Raw genomic sequence first — 19721 nt, 5'->3', positions numbered from 1 at the left:
GCGTCGCTTTCTTATCCGCGCTCTCCGTCCGTGCCCGTATGACAGACAGCGATCCGGCGGCGTCCGAGGAGTCGGCCTCGGAGACGGCGCCCGAGACGCCCTCGGAGACGACGCCGGAGCAGACCCGACGCGAGACGCCCGGCGGCGGCGTCCGCCCGACCGCCGATTCGATCGAGCCGGCCGCGCCCGCGGAGTTCGGCCTGGTCCAGGCCTGGTGGGGCGGCGGCAAGGGCAAGACCACGGCCGCGCTCGGGATGGCCTTCCGGGCCGCGGGCCACGGCTACCGCGTTCACGTCCTGCAGTTCCTGAAGGGCGGCGCCGACTCCGTCGAGGGCGTCCGCGGCGAGTACAACGCCATCGCGGCGGTCCCGGGCATCTCCTACGAGAACACCGGCCACTACGGCTGGCACGGCCTGCTCGACGGCTCCGACGACGACGAACACCTGGCGAAGGCCCGCGGCGCGCTCGCCCGCGCCGAGGAGATCCTCTCGGGCGCCGCCGACGCGGACCTGACCGAGCCGCTCGACCTCGACGGGGACCCGACGGACGGCGTCCACCTGCTTGTCCTCGACGAGGTGCTCTACGCGGTCGACCAGGGACTCCTCGACGAGTCGGACGTCCTCGATCTCCTGGAGCAAAAGCCCGACAGTTTGGAACTTGTCCTGACCGGGAGCCACACCGAACCGACGTACCTCCTCGATTCCGCCGACCTCGTGACGGAGGTGCGGAAGGTGAAGCACCCCTTCGATCGGGGAGTCCGCGCGCGGAAGGGCACCGAGTACTGAGCGATGGCCGACGATCCCGACGACCCAGACGACGCGGCGGGCGGGGACGCAGCCGAGACGATCCTCGTCGCGGGCACGGCGAGCCACGTCGGCAAGAGCACCGTCGCCGCGGGGCTCTGCCGCCGACTCGCGGACGCCGGCGTCGACGTCGCGCCGTTCAAGGCGCAGAACATGAGCAACGAGGCGCGCGCGGTCCTCCGGCCGGAGGCGGTCCGCGGCGACGACGGCGGGGCCTCGGGGACGGGCGCTCCCGACCGCGACGATCCGGCCTTCGGCGAGATCGGCGTCTCGCAGTACGTCCAGGCGCGCGCGGCGGGCGTCCGGCCGACGACCGACCACAACCCCGTCCTCCTGAAGCCCCGCGGCGAGGGCGAGTCACAGCTCGTCGTCGACGGCGTCGCGGTCGGTCACTACGCCGCCGGCGACTACTACGACGAGCACTGGTCCGATGCTCTGGCGGCCGCCGAAGCGGCCCACGCGCGCCTCGCGGCCGCCCACGACGTCGTCGTCGCCGAGGGCGCGGGCTCGATCGCGGAGATCAACTTCCACGACCGGGACCTCGCGAACGTCGAGACCGCGCGCTTCGCCGACGCCCGGATCCTGCTCGTCGCGGACATCGAGCGCGGCGGCGTCTTCGCCTCGATCATCGGGACGCTCGATCTCCTCCCCGACGACGTCCGCGAGCGCGTCGCCGGCGTCGTCATCACCAAATTCAGGGGCGACCGCTCGCTCCTCGACCCCGGGATCACGGCCGTGGAAGAGCGGACCGGTGTTCCCGTTCTCGCGGTGCTTCCCTACGACGACCCCGGACTCCCCGACGAGGACAGCGTCTCCCTCCCCGCCCCGGACGAGCGCAAGGTCCGGGGCGCCGACGACGGCGTACCGGACTCCCGGTCCGTTACCGTCGCCGTCCCGCGCCTCCCGCAGGCGTCGAACACGGCCGACGTCGACCCGCTCGCCGACACCCCGGGCGTCCGGGTCGCCTTCGTCCCGCTCGACGCCCCGCTCTCAGATTTCGATGCGGTCGTCCTCACCGGCACGAAGAACACCGCCGACGACCTCCGGGCGGCCCGCGAGGCCGGCCTGCACGAGCGACTGCGAGGATTCGACGGCCCGGTCGTCGGCCTCTGCGGCGGCTACCAGCTCCTCGGCGAGCGCCTCGTCGACGCCGACGTCGAAGGCGTCGGCGCGGAAGCGACGGTCGAGGGGCTCGGGCTCCTGCCGGTGGAGACCGCGTTCTCGGAGGCGAAGCGCGTCGCGCCCGCCGAGTGGACGATCGACGGTTGCGGCCCGCTCGCCGGCGCCTCGGGCGTCGTCGCGGGCTACGAGATCCACGCGGGCGAGACGCGCGTGTCGGGCGCGGGGCCCGAGTCCATCGAGACGCCATTCTCGGCCGCCGACCGTGAGCCCGTGACGCTCGGCGCCGCCGCGGGCGACGTCCTCGGCACGTACCTCCACGGACTCTTCGAGAACGACGCGGCGCGCGAGGCGTTCGTCGATACCGTCTTCGAGCGCGCCGGTGTCCCGCGTCCGAGCGAGCGGCCGTTCGCGGACAGGAGCGAGCGCGACCCGCACGCGCGCGCCGCCGACCTCGTCGGGTCGGTTCCGCTCGGTTCGCTCCTCGCCGCGTCGCCGTCGGAGAATCAGCGCTGAGACGCGGACTCGAAGACTTTTGAAGGGGTACCCCGTGGGGAGCCTATGGTCGAGGCGTTCGCCGTCGCCAGCGGGAAGGGCGGCACCGGGAAGACGACGAGCACGCTGGCGCTCGGGATGGCGCTCGCAGAGCGGTACGACGTGACGGTGATCGACGCCGACACCGGGATGGCGAATCTGCTGTTTCACGCCGCCCTCGACGACGCCGACGTCACGCTCCACGACCTCTTGGTCGCCGAGCGCGACGTCCCGGTCTCCGAGGCCGTCTACGAGCGCTTCGGGATGTCGGTCGTCCCCTGCGGGACGAGCCTCGCGGACTTCGAGTCGGCCGACCCCGAACGCCTGCGGGACGTCGTCGCCGAACTCGCCGCCGACGCCGACGTGCTCCTCCTGGACTCGCCCGCGGCGCTGGGCTCGAAGAGCGCCGTCCTGCCGATCGTCCTCGCCGATCGGGTCGTCGTCGTCCTCCAGCCGACGGTCCCCTCGCTGTCGGACGGGCTCAAGGTCCAGGAGTACGCCCGCTCGTACGGCACCGAGACCGCGGGCGTGCTGTTCAACCGCGTCCGCCCCGACGAGGACGTCGAGACGATCGCCGACCAGGCGAGCCGGTACTTCGGCGGGACGGCGCTCGCGAGCGTGCCCGAGAGCGACGCGGTGCGCGCGGCCCGTCGCGCGGGCGAGCCCCTGCTCGCGCACGCGCCGGAGGACCCCGCCGCCGACGCGTTCCACGAGGCGGCCGCGGCGCTCGACGTCCGCGCGGGCGACGCCGACGGCGTCGCGGACCGCTTCCGGAGCGCGGTCGTGCCCGACCGAGTGTAAGATGCTCGCCGACGGCCACATCCCCGAGGGCGAACTCCGCCGCTCCCGGACCGACGCCGACGTCGGCGCGACGCTCGCGGACGTCCTCGACCGTGAACTCACCGGCTACGTCGTCTTCGAGCCGCAGGGGTCGATCCTCTTCGGCGACGGCGAGCGCGCGGTTCTCACCTTCGAGTCGGGCGTCCCCGTCCTGGCGTACCACCCCGCGAGCGACGCCGGCGGCCCCGACGCGCTGGCGGCGCTCACCGGCGACCTCTTTCACGCCGAACTGTACGAACTCCCCGCCGAGTCGCTGTCGGCAGCCCACCGCGTCGAGGAACTCCGAGTCCCGCCCGCCGCGCCAGCCCGGGAGCTCGCCGGCGACGACGCGCTCGCGGAGCGGACGCGGGCCGCCGCGCCCGACGATCGGCTGGACGCCGAACGGGGGAGCGCCGTCGAGGCGTTCCTGGCCGACGCCGACCGGATCGAGGCCATCCGGGAGGAGGCCCGCGCGGAGGCCCGCTCCCGCGCCGACGAGTGGGGGCTGGCCGACCAGCTGGACGACGAGCCGTCGCGGGACTGACGCCTCGGGAACCGACGGTATAAACCGCTCGCCCGCCTACCGCGACCGTGAGCGTCCTCTCGCTACTCCGCGCGCGGACTCCCGCGGACTTCGCCGATTGGTTCCGCCCCGGCGGTGACTACCTCCTCCGCGTCGCCGACGGAATGGGGTTCCACACCGGCGACCTCGCCGGCTTCCTCGACGAGGCCGAGACCGCGATGCGGGCGGGACGGACCGGCGCCGACGTCGCCCCCGCGGTCAATCGGCTCGTCGCGGCCGACCTGTACGCCGACGCCGCCTTCGGGCTCCCGTTTCTGGAGTGGACGCCCGCGTGGTACGAGCTCCCGCTGACCGCGCCGGTCGCGTACGCCGACTGGCGGCTCAGGCGCGTCGCCGACCAGTACGCGCGCACGATCGATCACGTGTCGGTCCCGCGGTTCAGCCGCCCGAAGGACGTCGTCGCCCGCGGCGCGCCGGCGATCGAGTCGGTCTCGGGCTTCGCCGATCGGTTCGCCTTCGCGGACGCCGTCCTCCACCTGGAGTGGTTCGACTACGTCGCCGGCGAGTGCGGGATCGGGGTCCCGCCCGAACTGATCGCCGAGACCAGAGCCCAGACCGTCGGCTACTACGTCGGCGACCTCGCGCTCGACGACCTGGACCCGACGGTCCGCCGCTTCCAGTACCTGCTCTTCACCGACGACGAGTGGGTCCGGGCGATCGACGAGCGGTACGGCCTCGACAGCTCCCTGCTCTCCCTGTGGGCGCGGATCTGTCGCCGCGAGCGCGAACGGTTCGGCAACTGATAGTGAGTATAATCACTATGAGGCCGTCGAAATCGGCGTTCAAGCGGCAGGCGACCTGACGATCAGGTGAACCACCGGCTCGCGAGGTAGTAGCGGAGCACCTCCTCGGTCCCGTCGATGAACGGGCCGAGGTCGACCGTGTCGGCCTCGCGATCGAGCGCGACGAGCCGGCGGTACTTGTCGTTCCACGTCGAGAGGAGCGCCGACTCGACGTCGTGGTCGTTGATGCGCGAGATCACGCGGTCGGCGGCCGCTGGATCCGGGTCCTCAGGGTCCGGGAGGTCACCGACGTCGACGATGCCGCGTTCGAGCGCCGACACGACCACGCCGGAACTGACGTCGCCCTCGCGGACCTCTCGCTCCCAGGTGCTGAGCCAGTTGCCGATCCGCGCCATCTCCTGGGCGATCTCGACCGCGTCCCGCAGGACCGGCAGGTCCTCCTGTTGACTCGCGGGCGCGTACATCAGGTCGATGTCGAGGAAGCTGTGCATCCCCATGTTGTGTGACTCGTACCGTTCGAGGTCCTCGAGTGACGCCAGCTCCGGGTGTTCGATGACGAGCACACTGTACTCGATCGACGTGACGATCTGGCTCACGTCGAACCGGAACAGCGGCGCGTAGCGGTCGAACTCCGGGCTCCGTTCGAGCCGGTCAAGCAGCGTATCCCACACCCGGACGGCGAAGGCCGCGTACGGTTCGTCGATGGCGGTCCCGTCCGACGCCCCCCCGTCGGTACGCCCCGGGCCGTGACCGAGCGCGGTCCCGTCCGACCAGCCCTTGAGCCGAACGAGACCGGTGATGGCGTCGAACGTCTCGTAGTCGCGCCGCTTCTCGATGAGGTCGTCCAACAGCGTCACGAAGATCACGAGCATCGTGTTGTTTATCGCGACCGTGTCGCGGTCGGACTCGTCGACGAACGGCATCACGTTCTTCGGCGCCAGGTGGTGGATCCACTTCCACAGAAAGGTCGACCGATCTCCGTCGAGGCGCCCGTACTCGGCGACGAGCTCCTGGATCTCCGGCGGCAGGTCGTGCTCGTAGACGGACTCCAACAGCGCGACGGCGCGGTCCCCGTCGACCGAGCGGACCACGCTCGCGGCGGGTTCTCTGAGGGCCACTTTCGGAGTGACTCGCCTCATCCTACCTAAGCGGTATGGTACCGACAACTGCTTCCGGACGCCGACGCACCCGCGGGCGCGCTATCGATCCGAACACTCCATTGACAGGGATCTTACCACTTTTCGAAACGTATGTATTGTTAATTCTTTACTAACTCTCCATCAGACACATCTGAGGCGCCATACTGTACGAAACGGATATGCCGGGCTTCGACGGGGGTATTCGATGATTGCCAACATAAAAATTTATTATATGCGTCGTAAAAAATCGTGTGCGTATGTCTCCCAACGGTGACGATCAGAAATCGCGGACCAGACGGACGTTCATTCGGGCGTCCGGCGTGGCGGCGCTCGCCGGACTCGCCGGATGTAGTAGCGGTGGCGGCGGCGGAAGCACCGCCACCGAGACCAGCGGCGGCGGAAGCACCGCCACCGAGACCAGCGGCGGCGACGGCGGGATGCAGGGTCCCGTCGAAGTGCTCCACGGCTGGACCGGCGGCGACGGCGCGCGGGCGGCCGAGGCGTTAACGAACGCGTTCAACGAGGCCCACCCCGACGTCGGCCTCAACATGAACCCCATCGGCGGCGGCGGGAACCAGAACCTCGACGCGGTCGTCGCCAACCGGCTCCAGAGCAACGACCCGCCGGGCTCCTTCGCCAACTGGCCGGGCCCGAACCTGCTCCGCTACGAGGGCGTCCTCGGCAACGTCGACGACGTCTGGTCGGAGAACAACTTCGAGGAGGTGATGGTCCAAGAGGCCATCGACCTCCACAAGCAGAACGGCCACTTCCGTGCGGTCCCGCTCGGCTCCCACCGCCTGAACTGCCTGTTCTACAACGTCTCGGTCGTCGAGGAGGCCGGCATCGACGTCTCCTCGCTGAACAGCCCCTCGGCGCTCATCGACGCGTTCAAGAAAGTCCAGAAAAACACGGACGCGACCCCGATGACCCACGCGATGTCCGGCACCTGGACGACGACACAGCTGTGGGCCGCCGTGATGCTCGGCGTGAACGGCTACCAGTCCTATATGGACTTCATCGAAGGCAACGGATCCGAGAGCGACGTCCGCGCGGCGTTCGAGACGACCGCGGAGATGCTCCGGAACTACATCCCCAAGGACGCGGCCTCGCTGAACCTCACCGCGTCGAATCAGAACATCATCAAGGGCAACGCCGCGTTCATCCACCAGGGTAACTGGGCGGCCGGCGCATTCCGTAACGCAGAGGACTTCGCGTACAACGAGGACTGGGGCTTCAAGACGTTCCCCGGCACGGAGGGGATGTACACGCTCCACTTCGACTCGTTCCTCTACCCCGCGAACAACCCGACGCCCCAGGCCTCGAAGATATGGGAGGCGTTCGTCGGCAGTCCGGAGGCCCAGGTCGCGTTCAATCAGTACAAGGGCTCGATCCCGACCCGGACCGACGTGAGTATGGACGCGTTCGGTCCGTACCTCCAGGAGACCGCCAAGGACTTCGCCAACGCGGAGTACCGCCCGCCGACGCTCCAGCACGGGCTCGCGGTCCCCTCCGAGACGATGACCCAGCTCAACGAGGTCATCTCCTCGGAGTTCACCGGGCCGTACAACGTCGACGCGGCGACGCAAGGCTTCCTGGACGCGGTCTCGAACTGAACGCAGCCGTATGCTGGATTTTTATCGACGGTTGTACCACGCGCTCAGCCCGTCGTCGCGGGACGGCGGTGACGGCGACGAGGTCCGGCCCGACGGCGGCGTCGTGAGCGACGGCTCCTCCCGGCAGCCGGCCGAGTCCGACCCGGGCCCGCTCGCCCGACTCAGTTCGGCGCTCGACCAGCGCCTGGGGAGCGACTTCCTCGAGTCGTCGGTGTTCTGGCTCCCGCCGTTCCTGCTGATGGCGCTTTTCGTCTACGGCGCCATCATCTGGAACCTCCTCATCTCCCTGACCGACTACCAGGGCTTCGCGAACGCCCCCGACTACTCCGACCTCGACTTCGAGATGTACGCCCGGGCGCTCGCGGACGCCGGCTTCGTCGACGCCGCGATCAACACCTTCGTGCTGTTGATCGCGTTCACCGTCGCGACGCTCCTGGTGGGGCTCGTCCTGGCGGTCCTCGTCGACAGGGGGATCCGGTTCGAGAACACGTTCCGGACGATCTACCTCCTGCCGATGAGCCTCTCGTTCGTGGTGACCGCGCAGTTCTGGCTGTGGATGTACAACTACAACAACGGCATCGTCAATCGGGTGATCGGCATCGTCGGCCTCGGCCCGGTGAGCTGGCTCGGGAACCAGGCGATCGTCCTCTGGGCGATCATCTTCGCGCTGATGTGGCAGTTCTCGGGGTACGCGATGGTCGTGTACCTCGCGGGGCTGCGCGCGATCCCGACAGAGCACTACGAGGCGGCCAAGGTCGACGGCGCGTCGACGCTGAAGATGTACTGGCGGGTCATCATCCCCCAGCTGAAGGGCGCGACGATCAGCGCGGCGGTCGTGCTGATGGTCTTCGCGATGAAGGCCTTCGACTTCCTCTACTCGCTCGTGGGGGGTTACCGGCCGCCGAACGGGGCGGACATCCTCGCGACGAAGATGGTCCGTGAGGCCTACGCGAACCTCAACTGGGCCTACGGGGCGGCCATCGCCATCGTCCTCTTCGGGATGGCGCTGGCGGTCATCGGCCCGTATCTCGTCTACGAGTACCGGAGGGACAACCTATGAGCGACCAGGAACTCAGAGCCGACGGCGGCGCGACGGTGACGGCGCGGCTGCGCCGGAACCTCGACCAGATGACGATCGAAGACGCGGGGCTCTACGCCGTGTTGCTCCTGATGGCGGGGTTCTACCTCGCTCCCATCGAGTCCGGGCTCGTCACCTCGATCAAGACGGGCACGGCCGTCGTCGAGACGGCGCCCTTCGCGCCGCCGGGACCACAGGGGTTCACCGTCGAGAAGTGGCAGACGGCCATCGACGCGCTGCTCCGCGGGATGGGCAACAGTCTCCTGTACGCCGTCCCGGCGACGATCATCTCCGCGTTCGTCGGCAGCCTGACGGCCTACGGGCTGACGATCCCCGACTGGAAGCAGTCCTACAAGGCGCCGCTGCTCGCGATCATCGTCGCGGGCATCTTCATCCCGTACCAGGCCGTGCTGGTGCCGCTGACCCAGTTCTGGTCGCAGTGGGTCCAGCTCACCCAACACCTCTCGTTCGTCTGGGCGCTCGGCGTCCCCGACGACTACGCCGGCATCATCGAGCTGGTCGTCACCCACGTCGCGTACGGGATCCCGATCTGTACGCTCCTGTTCCGGACGTACTACAAGACGATGAGCGAGGAGATGGTCGAGTCCGCGCGGCTCGACGGGGCCTCGCTCCGCCGGGTCTACCAGCGGATCGTCCTCCCGCTCTCGGGGCCGATGTTCGCCGTGGTGCTGATCTATCAGTTCACCCAGATCTGGAACGACCTGCTCTTCACGCTGGTCTTGGTCTCGACGGAGTCGAGCCCGGCCGCGCCCGTCGTGTTGATCCTCGCGGGCCTCGGGACCTCGATGGAGGGCCAGGACTTCGCGCTCCGGATGGCCGGGGCGTTCTTCGCGGCGCTGCCGACGCTTGCGGTCTACATCTTCTTCGGCGACGAGTTCGCCGAGGGGGTGGCAGCGTGACCCCGAGCGCGGGGCGTCGCGGGCAAAGAGCCTTCCCGACGCGAGACGTGGCGTGGCGTGCGAACGACTTCCCTACGACAACTCACAGATATGGCAACGCTTGAACTCGATTCGGTAACGAAGACCTTCCAGGACGGAAGCGACGAGATCGTCGCCGTCGACGACGTGTCGATGTCGATCGACGACGGCGAGTTCGTCGTCGTCGTCGGTCCGTCCGGGTGCGGAAAGTCCACGACGCTGCGGATGATCGCCGGCCTGGAGACGATCTCGTCGGGGACCATCTCGATCGGCGACCGCGTCGTCAACGACGTGAAATCGCAGGACCGCGACATCGCAATGGTGTTCCAGTCGTACGCGCTGTACCCGCACATGTCCGTCCGCGGAAATATGGCGTTCGGGCTGGAGGAGTCGACCGACCTCCCGGACGACGATATCGACCGGATGGTCACCGAGACGGGCGAACTGCTCGGCATCTCGAACCTGCTGGATCGGAAGCCGAGCGACCTCTCGGGGGGCCAGCAGCAGCGCGTCGCGCTCGGCCGCGCGATCGTCCGCGACCCCGAGGTGTTCCTGATGGACGAGCCGCTCTCGAACCTCGACGCGAAGCTCCGCGCGCAGATGCGCACCGAGCTCCAGCGGCTCCAGGACGACCTCGACGTAACCACCGTCTACGTGACCCACGACCAGACGGAGGCGATGACGATGGGCGACCGCATCGCGATCCTCGACGGCGGGGAACTCCAGCAGATCAGCACGCCGCTCGAGTGCTACCACGAGCCCGCCAATCAGTTCGTCGCGGGCTTCCTCGGCGAGCCGTCGATGAACTTCTTCGACGTGACGCTCGCGGACGGCCACCTGCGCGGTGACGACTTCGAGTACCCGATCGGATCCGAGATCCAGTCCGCCGTCGGCGACTCGACGGAGCTCGTGCTCGGCATCCGCCCCGAGGCCGTCGAGCTCGTCGAGGACCCGAGCGGCGACCACGACTTCGAGACGGTCGTCGACGTCGTCGAGCCGATGGGCGACGAGAACACCGTCTACCTCCGCTTCGACGCCGACGCCGGCGAGGAGGACGCGACCCTCGTGGCCGCGGTCGACGGCTTCACCCGCGTCTCCGCGGGCGACACCGTCGCCGCGCGCATCCCCGAGGACGCGATCCACGTCTTCGACCGCGCCAGCGGCGAGGCGCTCCACAACCGCTCGATCGACGACGACGTCGAGCCGGTCGAACTGAGCTGAGACGGCCTCGCGGTTCCTTTCTCGCTTCGTTACCCGCTCGACTTCCGTACCTCTCGCCTACGACGACCAGTAGTTCGCCCGATCGACGCCCTCGGCCACCAGCGCGGCGGCGGCGACGTGGGCGTAGGCGAACACACAGAGCGCGACGAGCGCGGCGGCGCTCCGGGAGGCGGTCGTCGCGACCAGGCTCCACGAGATGACGACGAGCACGGCCGCGCCGACCCACGCGAGGAAGTACGCGCCCGAGGCCGTCCCGGCGAGCGCCTCGCGCCGGAGGCCGGCCCGGAGCCCCTCGCGGACGGCGGCGACGGCCGCCGCCGGCAGAAGGTACGAGCAGACGACGACCACGAGCAGGGCGACCGTCGCCAGCGTCGCGGTCGTCACGCCGCTGATCACGGCCGGGATGGCGCCGGTCGCGGCGACGTAGCCGACGGCGGCGACGGCGAGCGCCGGGGGAACGAGGTAGACGACGGCGACGCCGAGCAGCCGACCGGCCACCGTCGCCGTCGCGGGCGACAGCAGTTCGGGAAAGCCTTCACCCGCGAGGACGCCGCCGACGAGCCCGAGGAACGCGAGGACCGGGACGACGGCGAGCAGGGCCGGAGCCGCGAACGCCCAGTCGGGCCAGAGCGCGCCGGCGACGCGCAACAGCGCGCCGGCGAGCAGGACGGCGACGAGACAGATCGCGGTGCCGTCCAGGCGCGTGCGGTCCCGAACGGGGTAGCGGAGGGCGTCGACGAACAACTCAGTCACCTCGCGGCGGGGTCGCTGTCGGAGTCAGGCACCGATCCGCGGACGTTCCGAACACGTCTCGTCGGGTCGGCAGCGCGTCTCAAAACGATGTCGGTCAGGAGTCGGAGCGGGGTCGGAGCCGGATCCGACACCCACCTACCACCGCTGGTGGACGTGCTCGCGGACGTGCTCGTCGTAGATCTCTCGGACCGTCGCGTGTCGGTCCGCGGAGAGCCGCGGCAGGGCCGCGGCCGCGACGTTGTCGCGGATGTGCTCGGGGCTCTTCGACCCCGGAATGACGGTCGTCACGGCGTCGTGATCGAGGATCCACCGGAGCGCGAACTGCGCCATCGACTGGCCCTCGGGGACGACCGACTCCAGCTCGTCGACCGCCTCCAGCCCCCGCTCGAAGGGGATGCCCGCGAACGTCTCGCCGACGTCGAACGCCTCGCCCTCGCGGTTGAAGTTCCGGTGGTCGTTCTCCGGGAACTCCGTGTCCGCCGAGAGCGTCCCGGTCAGTAGCCCCGAGGCCAGCGGCACCCGCACGATGACGCCGACATTCCGCGCGGCGGCCGCCTCGAAGAACCGCTCCCGGGGGCGCTGTCGGAAGAGATTGAAGATGATCTGGACCGTCTCGACGCCGGGGTACTCGATCGCCTTCAGCGCCTCCTCGACGCGCTCGACGCTCACGCCGTAGTGGTCGACCAGCCCCTCGTCGCGGAAGTCCGCCAGCGCGTCGAACACGGCGGGCTGGTAGTAGACGTCGGTGGGGGGACAGTGGAGTTGTACCAGGTCGAGCGAGTCGACGTCGAGGCGCTCGCGGGAGTCGTGGATAAATCCTCGAAGGTTCGCCTCGTCGTACCCCTCCGCGGTGTGGGGATCGAGCCGCCGCCCGGCCTTCGTCGCGACGAACGGGTCCTCGTCGCGCTCGGCCAGCACCTCGCGGATGAGCCGCTCGCTCCGGCCGTCGCCGTACACGTCGGCGGTGTCGAGGAAATCGATGCCAGCATCGAGCGCGGCGTGGATCGCCTCCCGCGCCTTCCCCTCGTCGACGTCGCCCCAGTCGCCGCCCAGTTCCCAGGTGCCGAGACCGATTTCGGTGACGCTTGCGCCCGTCGTTCCGAGTGGTCGCTCGTCCATACCTCCGTCTCGGTTCCAAATTCCCCTAACGCTTCGGGAACCGGCGGCAGCGAGGGGTTCGGAGCTCCCGCGGTCGCCCGGCCGCGATTACTCGACGTCGACGGGGACGCCCCGCTCGGCGCTCTCGTAGAGCGCGTCGATGACGCGCATGTTCGCGATCGCCTCGTCGCCGCCGGTCCGGGGCTCGTCGCCGCGCTCGACGCACTCGGCGAAGGCGTCGACCTCCGCCCGGTACTGGTCGACCGGCTCGAACTCCTCGCTGCCTCGCTCGCCGTCGATCTCGTACTCCAGGGTCGCTGGCGCGTCGGCGTCGACGTTGAACGCCGGCTGCGCCTCGACCCAGCCGTTCTCGGCTTCGACCCGGTACCGCTGGACCTCCGGGGCGTCGAACGAGCCGTCGACGTGCGCCATCGCGTCGCCGTACTCCAAGATGCCCATCAGGTCGGTGTCGACGCCCGACTCGCGGGAGTCGCGCTGGTGGGCGTACACCCGGTCCGGCTCGCCGAGGAAGAGCCGCGCCGCCGAGACCGCATAGCAGCCGACGTCCATCAAGGCGCCGCCGGCGAGGTCGGGATCGAGGCGGACGTCCTCCTCCCAGTCGAGCCGGAACTTGAACGAGGCGTTCACCGAGTGGACGCCCTCCAGTTCCTCGGAGACGAGTTCGGCGGCGCGCTCGGTCCGCGGGTGGTAGCGGTACATAAAGCCCTCCATCAGCGTCACGCCCGCCTCGCGACAGTGCTCGACGACCTCCTCGGCCTCGTCGGCGTCGGCGGTGAGGGGCTTTTCCGAGAGCACGTCGAGCCCCGCGTCGGCGGCGCGCTTCGTCCACTCGCCGTGGAGGCCGTTCGGGAGGGGGTTGTACACCGCGTCGATCTCCTCGGAGGCGAGGAGGGCCTCGTAGGAGCCGTAGGCGTGCGGGATTCCGAGGTCGTCGGCGACGTCGCGCGCCCGCGACTCGTCCCGGGAGGCGATGGCCGCGACCGTGTGCTCGCTCTTCTGGACTGCGGGGATCAGCGCCGTTCGGGCGATGTCCGCGGTACTGATGATGCCGAATCGCATATCCGTACCTCCCGATCCGTCCGGATAAGTCTCCTGTTGGGCGACGCGGCCTGCTTCTGATCGAGACCGGACGCCGCCCGATTATCGATCGCGATACCTTTCGTGTGTGTTTATATCCTACTACGCGGGACTCGAAGCTATGCACGACCGCCTTTCCGCCGCGAGGGCCGGATGAGTCCGGGCCGGCAGACGAGGGAGACAGGCATCGAACCGCCCGCCGCTCCGGCCCCGGAACCGCCGGACAGCAGTGCGGCGTGGTACGCGGACGACGTCCGCTCGCAGCGGGAAGTCGCGCCGGGCGTCGTCGTCACCGTCCGGGACGCCCCCGCCGGCGTCGGCTTCGCGTATCAGATCAGAGAACCGACGCTGAGCGCGGCCGCAGAGCGGGCGCTCGAAACCGTCCTTGAGTACTTCGCCGGGGTCGAGAGCCGCCGGCCGCTCACCCGACAGGGCGCGGCCGAGCGGGCGGCCCGGGGGCTCCCGCCGAAGTACCGGCGCGTCATCGACCGGCTCGTCGACGTCTCGCCCGCGGCGCGTCGCCGTATCGACTACTACGCGACGTGCGAACTCCGGCTGCTCGGGTCGCTCACGCCCATCGCGCTCGACGACCGGGTCGACGTCGTGGACCTCGAAGGCGGGACCGACGGCGCGCTCGTCGTCCACACCGAGAACTACGCGCCCGCAGTCACCGACTTCCGCGCCGACGCCGACTTCGCCAGCTCGGTCGCGGGCGAGCGGCTCCGGCGCTATACGGTCCCCTTCGCCGGCTTCGACGTCGAGGTCGTCGTCCACCGCGACCGGCTGCTCGGCGACGACCGCTTCGAGGCCAAGTACGCGGTCCTCGAACCCGATCTGCTCCCCGGCGACGAGGCCCTCATCGCCGAGTGCAAAGAGCGGATCTGGGAGGCGAACGTCGAGGAGGTCGTCGAGGACCGCACGGCGTTCATCCGCGAGCGCGCCCGGCGGTTCCTCTCCCGACGGCTCACCGCCCGCAACACCCGCGCGTGGCTCGCGGCGACGCGCTACCGCGCCCGGAGCGCGCTCTCGGCGTACGGCCTCGGCGTCCCGCCGGTCGACCGCCGATACGCCCAGGACCGCCTCGACGACCTCGTCTACTACGTCCTCCGGGATTACGTCGGCGAGGGCGTCCTCACGGTCCCGATCCGGGACCCCAATCTGGAGGACGTCGAGGCCAACCGCGTCGGCGAGCGGGTGAAGGTGGTTCCCCGCGCCGACGTCGTCCGCGCGGGCGAGCGCGTTCCGACGAACCTCGCCTTCGAGACCGAGACCGCGTTCGTGAACGTCGTCACCCAACTGGCCGCCGCCGACGGCGTCGAACTCAGCGCGAGCCAGCCCTCCGCGAAGGTGAATCTCCGGCCCGCGGGCGTCGCGCCCGACGCCTCCGGCCACGGCGAGACGATCCGGTGCGCCGTGGCGCTGCCGGCCATCTCCGAGGACGGCCCGCACGTCTCGATCCGCAAGCAGTCCGCGTCGCCGCTGACGCCGATCGACCTCGTCGGCTTCGGGTCGATGCCGCCGGAGTTGGTGACGCTGCTGTGGCTCTGCTACGAGCACCACCGCGTCGTCCTCTTTTCGGGCCCGACCGGTGCGGGAAAGACGACGCTGATGAACGCCCATATGCCGTTCATCCCCTACGACCACCGGCCGATCAGCATCGACGAGGGCTCCCGCGAGGTGTATCTCCCCCACGAGACCGGCGTGTCGCTGACGACGCGCGAGCACGAGAACGCCTACAAGCGCGTCTCGATGGCGGACCTGATGACCGAGGCCAATTATTTGAACCCCGACGTGGAGGTGATCGCCGAGGTCAACACGCCCGAGTCGTTCGAGACGTTCGCCGAGGTGCTGAACACGGGCTAAAGTGAGAATATACTAATACAAAGTATAACGTGAATAATCGCACGACTTGAGAGATTGTCCGAGGAGTGAGCGGTTACGATTCTCCAAAAGTATTCGGAAGATGATCTAAGAGCAATTGACGGATTACCTCTCTTGTGTCTGTTTCCGCGTATACCTTTTCAGCTTTAGTCACGGCTTCAGTATCCTGTAGCTCTTTCCACGTTTCATAGACTGCTTTCCCCCTATCCGTAATCCGGTACTCCCTTCGTCGGTTGCTTATTTCCTCTTTCTCCACTAATTCCAAATTCGATCCTAACTCTCTGGACGCAACACGACTCCACGGCTCTCCTTTGCCATTGATTTTTTTATCAGGCAATTCGCATTGTCCGTTTTCATCGAAATATTCAAGAATTTGCGGGCGATCCGGTTTGGATAAGATTTCCATTAGGGCCTCTTGCCGCTCTTGCCGCTCTTCAAACGCCTCGGCCCAGCCCTCCTCGGGAATGTCTGTCGGTTCCGGATTTTCTGATTCCGAAAACATTGTGAGAGCATCAAGCAGGTCATTATATTGATAGAGCGATTGTACTGCTTCTTTCACCTCGTTCCTTTCTGTGGCTATTTCGTCAGACTCTGCTATTTCAATCAGGGTGTTGAGGTGGTCACGGAGTAGCTCAAGATCGTGTTTTGCCGCCGGGAGAGTGTGGTTCTCCCATTGGAGCCGCTCTTTCCTGTCCGCGTGAATCATAAAATTCGACAGAGCTAACAAGTCGATATAGAACCCACGAATTGGAGTGTTGAAGCCCGGCGTAGTCGTTATTTCGTTCTTGATACGTGATCTTGCCTGTCTCCCTCCGCTCTCGGCGTCATCGTTCCAATTAGCCGGATAAAGCCCGTTTTCGGCTAAGTACGCTCGTTCGTTCGGCTGTAGAATGCTAACCGTTCGACCCTTCGGTGTGGTTTGGTTGGTGGATTGTTCTGTCACACCGGACATATAGTATATAAATACTTGAGTCTTCGGGGTGCGTTGAATCTACTGAAGATCGTGAGGATCCCACCCCTGCGGGATTAACGTAAGATGGGGATCTGATGGAAGCCCCGCGAAGGTTAGTAGACTTTGAACCAGAATATGGCAAAAAGTCTGAGTTGGATGCTGTGATGTATAGATTTCGGAAATATATTCATACAAAAATATGTCAAAAAGCGAAGCACAAATTGCGATTCGGCCTGAAACGCGCGAAAAACTGTTCAAGCGAAAGGAAGGGCCGAATGACACATACGACGACGTAGTAAACCGGCTTCTTGAAGATTGACGTATTGACAAGATACGCCGTCCGGGTGTAGTTGTGTAGGAGCGACCCACCCGTATGACGGCGTTGGTAACTACGCAGGGAGGCGGTCCCCTGCAGGCGGTGATTCTAACTCTGAATATAAATGAGTATTCAAGATTCAAAAGCGGCGACCGAACAGAATGATGAATATCCAGAAGCAACGGTCAACACTACGCCGGACGGGAATACGCCCGGCGTTGTGCTCTTTCTCGGTAAATCCGAACTTGAAGGACTTGGCGTAACTGACGCCGAGTCGGTTCAATACCAAGTCAAAAACGGACACCTGAAGCTGCGCGAGGTGACTGTAGAATGAAGGGTGACGGGAATGGGAGATCCGTCAAGTCAAAGTATGTCGGGGAGTCTCAAAGATTTTGCGGTAAGTGCTACGAACCGACGTTTACCCACGTCAACGGGGTAGCCGTGTGTGAGATTCACGCGAAAGCCTACAGGGTGATTGAATGAGTAAGACTGTCTCCCCGCTTGAGGCAATAACCGACGACCTGAAGCAACGCCCCCAATGGCTTAATCGGGATCGTTCTGCAGAGAAACCCAAGCGCCCGCGGTGGAACGGAACGCCCGTTAGTTACACCGACCCGAACGTGTGGCATACCTTCGAGGAGGCGAGAGACGCCGCACACTCCGGTGGATCAGTTGACATCGGCTATGTGTTTGCTGGTGAAAACGATGACTATTCAGACGGGAAGTACGCTTGTCTGGATATTGACGGCGCGGTGCTTGAAGATAACTCCCTCAAAGAGTGGGTGCCAGATCTAAACCACTTCGAGGGATCGTATATCGAATATTCAACCTCAGGCACCGGGCTTACAATCCCTGTTTACAACAGCAAGATACCGGAGTGGTGGTCTAATTGTGAAATGGGCAATCACGAAGGTGTTGAGGTGTTACGGAAGCAATTTAGCATATTCACGGGCGACAAGCACGAACTAAGCGGGGATTCAATCGAACCGATAGATCCCGCACCGTGGCTACTCAAAGCCTACAAAAATATTCGTGGGACGCTCCCCACCACGGGCGAGGGTAGGTCCACCAACGACGGCGAGGACCGCGGCGAATATCTAACTGAGTCGGATATTGAGGAGGCACTAAGCCACATTGACCCGGACCTTCCACATAGCGAATGGATCAACGTCGGGTTTGCTGTTCACGACTTTGGCTCCGGTTCAACCGGACGTAGGCTCTTCGAGGACTGGTCCCGACAAGGCAGTAAGTACGACGACGCTGCGGAAGATTCCATCGACTGGATATGGTCGCAGGGGTCGCAAGGGTCCGGGGTAACGGTTGCAAGCTTAGTTCACAAGGCGAAAGAAGGTGGCTGGACGGTTCCAACCCCGTCTAAAGCCGGTTCTTCAAGCACTAACCCCCACACTCAGACGGGGGAATACACCCTTACACCGACTGGGATTATCAACGCGGCGTTGGATGACCCATACGGCCGCCTATCCGTCTCAGATGACGGCGACAAGCCCACAATTCACGACCTTCGGAACGCTGAGGCAGCAACGTATGTGTGGGACGTAATGGAACAGACCGGCCGTGACGACGTGTTAGCAGTCTCTAATGGGCAACTGCGAGCATACGATAACGGGATATGGAACCTCAACGGCGAACAGCAACTACGGGAATATGGCCGCCAAGGGTTGCAATCTGCCTATTCGTCCCGTGTGCTTGACCAACTGAAAGAGGAAACGCGGGCGCGGAAGATCATCACTCCCGACGAATTGGGTGCTCCTGATGAGACGATTGCCGTCAAAAACGGGTTGCTTCATTTGCTTGAACGCGACGGACCGCAGCTTGAACCGTTGAAGCGCGAGCACCGGGCGATACGGCAATTAGATGTTGAATACGACTCTGACGCTGATCCACCCGAAACGTGGCTTCGGTTCCTTGATGAATCAATCCGCGACGACACAGACTTACGAAAGTTCCAAGAGTACGCCGGATATACGCTGTGGCACCACAGCCAACCGTTCGGAAAGGCGCTCTTTCTGGTTGGGCCAACTGATTCCGGCAAAGGCACGGCGTTGAAAGCGATTCAATCCGTTCTTGGCGAGGAGAACGTTGGCAGCGAAAGTTTAGACGACCTGATGCAATCCCGCTGGGGAGCAGCGGGGATCTATGGCACAGCCGCGAATATCCGAAATGAAATAACAGCTGATGGATTGGGCAACGTCGAACGGTTCAAGGAGCTTACGGGTGGCGGTGATCGGATCGCAGCCGAATACAAAGGACAAGATAAGTTCGAGTTTACCGTCACGCAAAAGTTCCTGTTCGCCACGAACGAGGTGCCTTCTATCGAACGTGCGGATGAAGCCTTCTATAACCGCTGTCTGTTCGTTCGATTCCCCGATACTGTTCCGGAGGGTGAACAGGATAAGGCCTTACTGGACAAACTGCAGGACGAAAAATCAGGTATCCTTAACTGGATGTTGGAGGGACTGCAGCGGTTAATGGATCAAGGCCAATTCTCAGGCGAGCGTGGCGTTGGCGGCAAGAAAGAGTTGTGTGACGCCTTCGGTGGCGTAGTTGATCGGTTCATCCACAACTGTCTTGAAGTGACAGGCGAGAGCAATCACGTTGCTCACAAAGGCGATATACACGACTTTGCGCAAGCCTATGCCGACGACATAGACAAAGACCCTGAATGGAACGCACAGAGCGGCTTCACGAGAACGTTGAAGGAAACTTCAGGGATCAATGACGGCCAGAGTAAAAAGCTCACAGGGAGCAACACAAAGGTATTCACCGGAATCAAGCCATTTGCTCCTGCAGTTGATGAATTAGACACCAATATCCGGTGGACTAACACAACTGAGACGAAGCAAGAAAGTCTTGATACGTAACGGGGGGTGATTTTGCCGTACTCCCCCAAATCAACAAGTAGAGTATTTTGAAACAGTCCGTAACGGAGTAACGGCATCCGTCTTTAGCTAAGAGAATAACCGCGTGACAGCAGCGGCTTATCGAGGAACGTTTTTGTGAGGAATGAGGAGG

General features: G+C 65.6%; 17 protein-coding genes. 12 read left to right on the top strand and 5 right to left on the bottom strand.

All coding sequences use genetic code 11. The annotated features are described in order from the left end of the window. Positions 1-38: 38 nt before the first annotated feature. The 5 genes from ACQUQ0_RS10170 to ACQUQ0_RS10150 are packed head-to-tail and all read left to right on the top strand — an operon-like array spanning position 39 to position 4601. Positions 39-785, top strand: a complete 747-nt coding sequence (locus ACQUQ0_RS10170) for a cob(I)yrinic acid a,c-diamide adenosyltransferase (protein WP_435184916.1) — start codon at positions 39-41, stop codon at positions 783-785. Positions 786-788: 3 nt separating this feature from the next. After that, on the top strand, positions 789-2438 hold the full coding sequence (locus tag ACQUQ0_RS10165; RefSeq protein ID WP_435184915.1) for a cobyric acid synthase: 1650 nt from the start codon (positions 789-791) through the stop codon (positions 2436-2438). A 45-nt stretch (positions 2439-2483) separates the two neighbouring features. Next, entirely contained in the window at positions 2484-3257 is a 774-nt protein-coding gene (locus tag ACQUQ0_RS10160) for an AAA family ATPase (protein ID WP_435184914.1), read from the top strand. Position 3258: 1 nt separating this feature from the next. Beyond that, complete coding sequence (locus tag ACQUQ0_RS10155; protein WP_435184913.1) at positions 3259-3819, top strand: hypothetical protein; 561 nt, start codon at positions 3259-3261, stop codon at positions 3817-3819. Between the two features lie 47 nt (positions 3820-3866). Continuing rightward, positions 3867-4601: a hypothetical protein gene (locus ACQUQ0_RS10150; protein ID WP_372387740.1), complete on the top strand. Its 735-nt coding sequence runs from the start codon at positions 3867-3869 to the stop codon at positions 4599-4601. Positions 4602-4663: 62 nt separating this feature from the next. Here ACQUQ0_RS10150 and ACQUQ0_RS10145 read toward each other — a convergent pair whose 3' ends face one another. Beyond that, the gene (locus ACQUQ0_RS10145; RefSeq protein WP_435184912.1) at positions 4664-5719 is read right to left on the bottom strand and encodes a hypothetical protein; all 1056 of its coding nucleotides are present in this window, start codon (positions 5717-5719) and stop codon (positions 4664-4666) included. 476 nt (positions 5720-6195) lie between these two features. On the opposite strand from ACQUQ0_RS10145, the gene ACQUQ0_RS10140 reads away from it, so the two are divergent. The 4 genes from ACQUQ0_RS10140 (at position 6196) to ACQUQ0_RS10125 (ending at position 10590) form a co-directional block, all read left to right on the top strand. Continuing rightward, positions 6196-7353, top strand: coding sequence for an ABC transporter substrate-binding protein (locus ACQUQ0_RS10140; RefSeq protein WP_435185108.1), 1158 nt, complete (start codon positions 6196-6198; stop codon positions 7351-7353). A gap of 10 nt (positions 7354-7363) precedes the next feature. Then, a complete protein-coding gene (locus ACQUQ0_RS10135) occupies positions 7364-8413 on the top strand; it encodes a carbohydrate ABC transporter permease (protein ID WP_435184911.1) in 1050 nt (349 codons plus the stop codon). Next, positions 8410-9351 carry a carbohydrate ABC transporter permease gene (locus tag ACQUQ0_RS10130; RefSeq protein WP_435184910.1) on the top strand — a complete coding sequence of 314 codons (942 nt, stop codon included), beginning with the start codon at positions 8410-8412 and terminating at the stop codon, positions 9349-9351. Before ACQUQ0_RS10135 ends, ACQUQ0_RS10130 begins: the two co-directional genes overlap by 4 nt. A gap of 90 nt (positions 9352-9441) precedes the next feature. Next, positions 9442-10590 (top strand): ABC transporter ATP-binding protein, encoded by a 1149-nt coding sequence (locus ACQUQ0_RS10125; RefSeq protein ID WP_435184909.1) that lies wholly within the window; start codon positions 9442-9444, stop codon positions 10588-10590. A 57-nt stretch (positions 10591-10647) separates the two neighbouring features. Here ACQUQ0_RS10125 and ACQUQ0_RS10120 read toward each other — a convergent pair whose 3' ends face one another. From ACQUQ0_RS10120 to ACQUQ0_RS10110, 3 genes are all read right to left on the bottom strand, one after another. Next, on the bottom strand, positions 10648-11343 hold the full coding sequence (locus tag ACQUQ0_RS10120) for a hypothetical protein (protein WP_435184908.1): 696 nt from the start codon (positions 11341-11343) through the stop codon (positions 10648-10650). Positions 11344-11478: 135 nt separating this feature from the next. Then, positions 11479-12462 (bottom strand): aldo/keto reductase, encoded by a 984-nt coding sequence (locus ACQUQ0_RS10115; protein WP_435184907.1) that lies wholly within the window; start codon positions 12460-12462, stop codon positions 11479-11481. 87 nt (positions 12463-12549) lie between these two features. Continuing rightward, positions 12550-13521 (bottom strand): Gfo/Idh/MocA family protein, encoded by a 972-nt coding sequence (locus ACQUQ0_RS10110; protein ID WP_435184906.1) that lies wholly within the window; start codon positions 13519-13521, stop codon positions 12550-12552. 171 nt (positions 13522-13692) lie between these two features. On the opposite strand from ACQUQ0_RS10110, the gene ACQUQ0_RS10105 reads away from it, so the two are divergent. Continuing rightward, the gene (locus ACQUQ0_RS10105) at positions 13693-15402 is read left to right on the top strand and encodes a type II/IV secretion system ATPase subunit (RefSeq protein ID WP_435184905.1); all 1710 of its coding nucleotides are present in this window, start codon (positions 13693-13695) and stop codon (positions 15400-15402) included. A gap of 73 nt (positions 15403-15475) precedes the next feature. Here the strand turns inward: ACQUQ0_RS10105 and ACQUQ0_RS10100 are convergent, their stop codons facing one another. Then, positions 15476-16363 (bottom strand): hypothetical protein, encoded by an 888-nt coding sequence (locus tag ACQUQ0_RS10100; protein ID WP_435184904.1) that lies wholly within the window; start codon positions 16361-16363, stop codon positions 15476-15478. Positions 16364-16812: 449 nt separating this feature from the next. Here ACQUQ0_RS10100 and ACQUQ0_RS10095 point away from each other — a divergent pair, with 449 nt between their 5' ends. After that, positions 16813-17022, top strand: coding sequence for a hypothetical protein (locus ACQUQ0_RS10095; protein WP_435184903.1), 210 nt, complete (start codon positions 16813-16815; stop codon positions 17020-17022). A gap of 145 nt (positions 17023-17167) precedes the next feature. Then, positions 17168-19570 (top strand): phage/plasmid primase, P4 family, encoded by a 2403-nt coding sequence (locus ACQUQ0_RS10090; protein ID WP_435184902.1) that lies wholly within the window; start codon positions 17168-17170, stop codon positions 19568-19570. Positions 19571-19721: the final 151 nt, after the last annotated feature.

This window comes from Halobellus sp. EA9 (assembly GCF_051195055.1).
GTDB classification, from domain to species: domain Archaea; phylum Halobacteriota; class Halobacteria; order Halobacteriales; family Haloferacaceae; genus Haloquadratum; species Haloquadratum rubicundus.
This window is presented reverse-complemented; position numbering and strand designations above follow the sequence as displayed.

What these genes read in the sequence shown, in the direction of transcription:
- ACQUQ0_RS10125 (WP_435184909.1), top strand. Translation starts at nt 9,442, where the DNA reads ATGGCAACGCTTGAACTCGATTCGGTAACGAAGACCTTCCAGGACGGA.
- ACQUQ0_RS10160 (WP_435184914.1), top strand. Translation starts at nt 2,484, where the DNA reads ATGGTCGAGGCGTTCGCCGTCGCCAGCGGGAAGGGCGGCACCGGGAAG.
- ACQUQ0_RS10170 (WP_435184916.1), top strand. Translation starts at nt 39, where the DNA reads ATGACAGACAGCGATCCGGCGGCGTCCGAGGAGTCGGCCTCGGAGACG.
- ACQUQ0_RS10110 (WP_435184906.1), bottom strand. Translation starts at nt 13,521, where the DNA reads ATGCGATTCGGCATCATCAGTACCGCGGACATCGCCCGAACGGCGCTG.
- ACQUQ0_RS10130 (WP_435184910.1), top strand. Translation starts at nt 8,410, where the DNA reads ATGAGCGACCAGGAACTCAGAGCCGACGGCGGCGCGACGGTGACGGCG.
- ACQUQ0_RS10090 (WP_435184902.1), top strand. Translation starts at nt 17,168, where the DNA reads ATGAGTAAGACTGTCTCCCCGCTTGAGGCAATAACCGACGACCTGAAG.
- ACQUQ0_RS10105 (WP_435184905.1), top strand. Translation starts at nt 13,693, where the DNA reads ATGAGTCCGGGCCGGCAGACGAGGGAGACAGGCATCGAACCGCCCGCC.
- ACQUQ0_RS10095 (WP_435184903.1), top strand. Translation starts at nt 16,813, where the DNA reads ATGAGTATTCAAGATTCAAAAGCGGCGACCGAACAGAATGATGAATAT.
- ACQUQ0_RS10115 (WP_435184907.1), bottom strand. Translation starts at nt 12,462, where the DNA reads ATGGACGAGCGACCACTCGGAACGACGGGCGCAAGCGTCACCGAAATC.
- ACQUQ0_RS10135 (WP_435184911.1), top strand. Translation starts at nt 7,364, where the DNA reads ATGCTGGATTTTTATCGACGGTTGTACCACGCGCTCAGCCCGTCGTCG.
- ACQUQ0_RS10155 (WP_435184913.1), top strand. Translation starts at nt 3,259, where the DNA reads ATGCTCGCCGACGGCCACATCCCCGAGGGCGAACTCCGCCGCTCCCGG.
- ACQUQ0_RS10165 (WP_435184915.1), top strand. Translation starts at nt 789, where the DNA reads ATGGCCGACGATCCCGACGACCCAGACGACGCGGCGGGCGGGGACGCA.